General features: G+C 71.9%; 1 protein-coding gene. It reads right to left on the bottom strand.

Annotated features, from left to right (window positions below):
• Nucleotides 1–4658 (bottom strand): beta-ketoacyl synthase N-terminal-like domain-containing protein (locus ACWDZ4_RS21615; RefSeq protein WP_451510035.1); only part of this gene is annotated, 4658 nt, incomplete at its 3' end.
• Nucleotides 4659–4680: the final 22 nt, after the last annotated feature.

The following is a 4680-nucleotide window of genomic DNA, read 5'->3' on the forward strand; positions in this document are numbered from 1 at the left end:
CCCGGCCGCACCCCACCCAACTCCACCAACGCGTGATACGCCGTCAAAAACACCAACGGCACCGACGCCGCGACCTCCCACGACCACCCCCCGGGGATGGGGGTCATCATGCGTTCGTCGCCCACCACATGGGTGCCGAAGCCGCCGAAGAGCATGCCCATGACCCGGTCGCCGACGTTGAGTCCGGTGACGTCGGGGCCGGTCTCGACCACGACGCCGGCCGCCTCGGAGCCGAACAGTCCGGCCTCGCCGGGGTACATGCCCAGGGCGTTGAGGACGTCGCGGAAGTTGACACCGGCGGCGCGGACCTCGATCCGTACCTGGTGACCGATCAGCGGTTCAAGAACTTCGGGGAAGGGCGCCAGGGTCAGTCCGTCCAGGCTGCCCTTGGCGCGGCTGTCCAGCCGCCAGGGCCCGCCCGTCGGGGGCACCAGGCCCGTGCCGGACTCCAGTCGGGCGAGCCGGCCCACCCGCAGCGCGCCCTCGCGGACCACGGCCTGCGGCTCGTCGGCGTCCACCAGGCCCGGCAGGCCGGGGAGCACGGACGCCGACTCGTCGGCGTCGTCGGCGTCCACGAGCAGGAACCGCCCGGGGTTCTCCGCCTGAGCGGAGCGCACCAGGCCCCACACCGAGGAGGCGGCCACGTCCGTGACGCCCCCGTGGGCGTCCTCGACGGCGCCACGGGTGACGAACACCAGCCGCGAGCCGGCGAACCGCTCGTCGGCAAGCCACTCCTGCACCAACGTCAGGGCGTGGAGGGCGAGTTCGTTGGCCGACTGCGCGCCGCGCGCGCTGTCGCCCCGGAGGGGTGCGACCACGATGGCAGGCATCGCCGCGTTCTCGCGGGCGGCCAGTTCGGCGAGGGTGGCCGCCGGGACGCCGAGGCTGACGGCGCCGGTCGAGGCGAGAGCGGCGCCCAGGCCCAGTTCGTCCGTGCCGAGCACCACCCAGGTGGTGTCCGCGGACACCTTCTCCGGCGTACCGGGCACCCAGTCGACGCGGAAGAGCGAGTTCAGTTCGTCGCGACGGCCGGTGTCGGCGGGCTGGGGTCCGGCTGCCCGCAGGACCAGCGAGTCCACGGAGATCACCGGTTCGCCCTGTACGTCGACCGCGGCGAGCTGTACGGAGTCCTGGCCGTTGCTGGTCACCCGGACGCGCAGGGTGGAGGCACCGGAGGCGTGCAGGGACACCCCGTTCCAGGCGAAGGGCAGAAGGCTGCGGTCGTCGCCGTCCGCGCTGGCGAAGACCGTGCTGTGCAGGACGGAGTCGAGCAGCGCCGGGTGCACGCCGAAGTCTCCGGCGTCGCTGACCGCGCGGTCGAGGGCGACCTCGGCGAAGATCTCCGCGCCCCGGCGCCAGACCGCGCGCAGGCCGCGGAAGACCGGGCCGTAGTCGAGTCCGTTGCTCGCGTAGCGGTCGTAGAGCCCTTCGATGTCCACCACGGTCGCGCCCTTGGGCGGCCATACGGCTCCGTCGAAGTCGAGCACCTGCTCGCCGTTGCCGATCCGCCCGGAGGCGTGCAGCGTCCACTCGTCGTCGCGCGCGTCGGCGGGGCGGGTGTAGAAGCGCAGTTCGCGACGGCCCTCCTCGTCCGCGCCCCCGATGGAGATCTGCACCTGGACGGCGCCCGTGCGCGGCAGGATGAGGGGGGCGGCCAGCATCAGTTCTTCGACGCGGTCGCAGCCGGCCTGGTCGGCGGCCCTGATGGCGAGTTCGAGGAAGCCCGTGCCGGGGAAGAAGACCATCCCGCTGACGACGTGGTCGGCCAGCCAGGGGTGGGTGGCCAGCGAGAGGGTGCCCGTCAGCAGAAGCTCGTCGGAGCCGGCCACGGACATGGCGGCGCCGAGCAGCGGGTGGTTGGCGGAGGTGAGTCCGAGTCCGGTCGCGTCGGCCGGCTGGAAGGTCATCTTCGGCCAGAAGCGCTCGTGCTGGAAGGCGTACGTCGGCAGGTCCACCGGCTGGGCGCCGGTGCCCGCGAAGAACGCGGCCCACTCCACCCGCACGCCGTGGACGTGCAGTTGGGCGAGTGCGGTGACGAGCGTGACCTCCTCGGCACGGTTCTTGCGCAGGGCCGGTACGGTCACGGCTCCCTCGGACACGGACTCCTGGGCCATGGCGGAGAGCACCCCGTCCGGACCCAGCTCCAGGAACGTGGTCACGCCCTGCTCACCGAGGGTGCGGATGCCGTCGGAGAAGCGCACGGCCTCACGGACGTGGCGCACCCAGTACCCGGCCGAGCACAGCTCCTCGGCCGACGCCAGGACGCCGGTCAGGTTCGACACCACCGGGATGACCGGCTCGGCATACGACAGACCCTCCGCGACCGCCCGGAACTCCTCCAGCATCGGATCCATCAGCGGCGAGTGGAACGCGTGCGAGACCCGCAGACGCGTCGTCTTACGGCCCAGCTCCACGAGTTGAGCAGCAACCTTCAAAGCCGCCTGCTCGTCTCCGGAAACCACCACCGACGACGGCCCGTTGACCGCCGCGATCGACACACCGTCGACCAGCAACGGCAAAACCTCCTCCTCCGTCGCCTGCACCGCGACCATCGCTCCACCGGACGGCAGCGCCTGCATCAACCGCGCCCGCGCCACCACCAGACGAACCGCGTCCTCCAGCGAGAACACCCCCGCCACATGCGCCGCCGCGATCTCACCGATCGAATGACCCGCCACGAAGTCCGGGGACACACCCCACGACTCCACCAGACGGAACAACGCCACCTCGATGGCGAACAACGCCGGCTGAGTGAAACCCGTCTCGTTCAACAGCTCCGCGTCCCCGCCCCACATCACCTCACGCAGCGGGCGCTCCAGCAGCGGATCCAGTACAGCGAGTACCGAATCCAGCGCCTCCGCGAACACCGGGAACCGGCCGTACAACTCCCGGCCCATCCCCAACCGCTGCGAACCCTGCCCCGAGAACAACACCGCACTCTTCGTGCGTCCCGAGACCAGGCCCTCCACCGCGCCGGGAGCCGTGCCGTTCTTGAGCCAGGCCGCCAGTGCCGCACGCCCTGAGCCGCTGTCCTCGTCCGCGACGACCGCGAGACGGTGCTCCAGGCTCGCCCTGGACGTCGCCAGGGAGAGCGCGGTGTCCACCGCGCGCAGTCCGGGCTCGCGCTCCAGCCTGCTCAGGAGCGCGGCCGCCTGGTCGCGCAGCGCTTCGGCGGTCCGGCCCGAGACGACCCACGGCACCGCGCTCGCGCGGCGCGCGGGAGCGGTCTCCTCCGTCGCCTTGGCGGGGGTCGCGTCGGCGCTGGGCGCCTGCTCGACGATCACATGGGCGTTGGTGCCGCTGACCCCGAACGAGGAGACGCCGGAGCGGCGCGGGCGGCCGGAGTCCGGCCACTCGCGGGCCTCGGTGAGCAGTTCGACCTTGCCCGCGGACCAGTCGACGTGCGTGGACGGCTCGTCCGCGTGCAGGGTCTTCGGTACGACGCCGTGCCGCATCGCCATCACCATCTTGATGATGCCGGCGACGCCGGAAGCGGCCTGTGTGTGGCCGATGTTGGACTTCACGGAACCGAGCAGCAGCGGGCGTTCCCGGTCCTGGCCGTAGCCCGCGAGCAGGCTCTGCGCCTCGATGGGGTCGCCCAGCGGCGTACCGGTGCCGTGGGCCTCCACGGCGTCCACGTCGGCCGGGCCGAGGTTGGCGTTGGCGAGCGCCTGGCGGATCACCCGCTGCTGCGACGGGCCGTTGGGCGCGGTGAAGCCGTTGGAGGCGCCGTCCTGGTTGACCGCGGAGCCCCGGATCACGGCGAGGACGGGGTGTCCGTTGCGCTGCGCGTCGGACAGGCGCTCCAGCATCAGGACGCCCGCGCCCTCGGACCAGCCGGTGCCGTCGGCGGACTCGGAGAACGCCTTGCAGCGGCCGTCCCTGGCGAGACCGCCCTGCCGGCTGAACTCGATGAGCGAGCCGGGGGTGGACATCACGTTGACGCCACCGGCGAGCGCCAGTCCGCATTCGCCGTTGCGCAGCGACTGCACGGCCAGGTGGAGCGCGACGAGGGAGGACGAGCACGCGGTGTCGACGGTGATGGCCGGGCCTTCGAGGCCGAGCGCGTACGACAGGCGGCCGGAGACGGCGCTGGCGGCGATGCCGGTGCCGACGTCGCCGGTCGCGTCGTCCAGCGACCTGACCAGGAGGTAGGCGTAATCTTGCCCGTTGGTGCCGATGAAGGCGCCGGTACGGGTGCCGCGCAGCCGGGTGGCGTCGATACCGGACCGCTCGATGGCCTCCCAGGTGGTCTCCAGCAGCAGCCGCTGCTGGGGGTCCATGGTGACGGCCTCGCGGGGCGAGATGCCGAAGAAGCCCGGGTCGAAGTCGGGTACGCAGCTGAGGAATCCGCCCTGCTGGCTGACGGAGGTGTCGCGCTCGTCGGTGGTGCTGTCGCGCAGGGCGTCCAGGTCCCATCCACGGTCGGTGGGGAAACCGGAGATGGCGTCGGTGCCGGAGGCGACGAGCTCCCAGAGGTCCTCCGGGGAGTAGACCTCACCGGGGAACCGGCAGCTCATTCCCACGATGGCGATCGGTTCCCGGGCCGCGGCGACGAACATTCTGTTCTGTCGCCGCAGTCGCTCGGACTCCTTCATCGCGGCGCGGAGTGCTTCCACGACGCCGGCGGCGGGTGCGTTCTCGGTAGGGGCGTTCATCGTCTGCTCCATCACTCTCGCG

The sequence above is a fragment of the Streptomyces sp. NPDC003016 genome, from assembly GCF_053591455.1.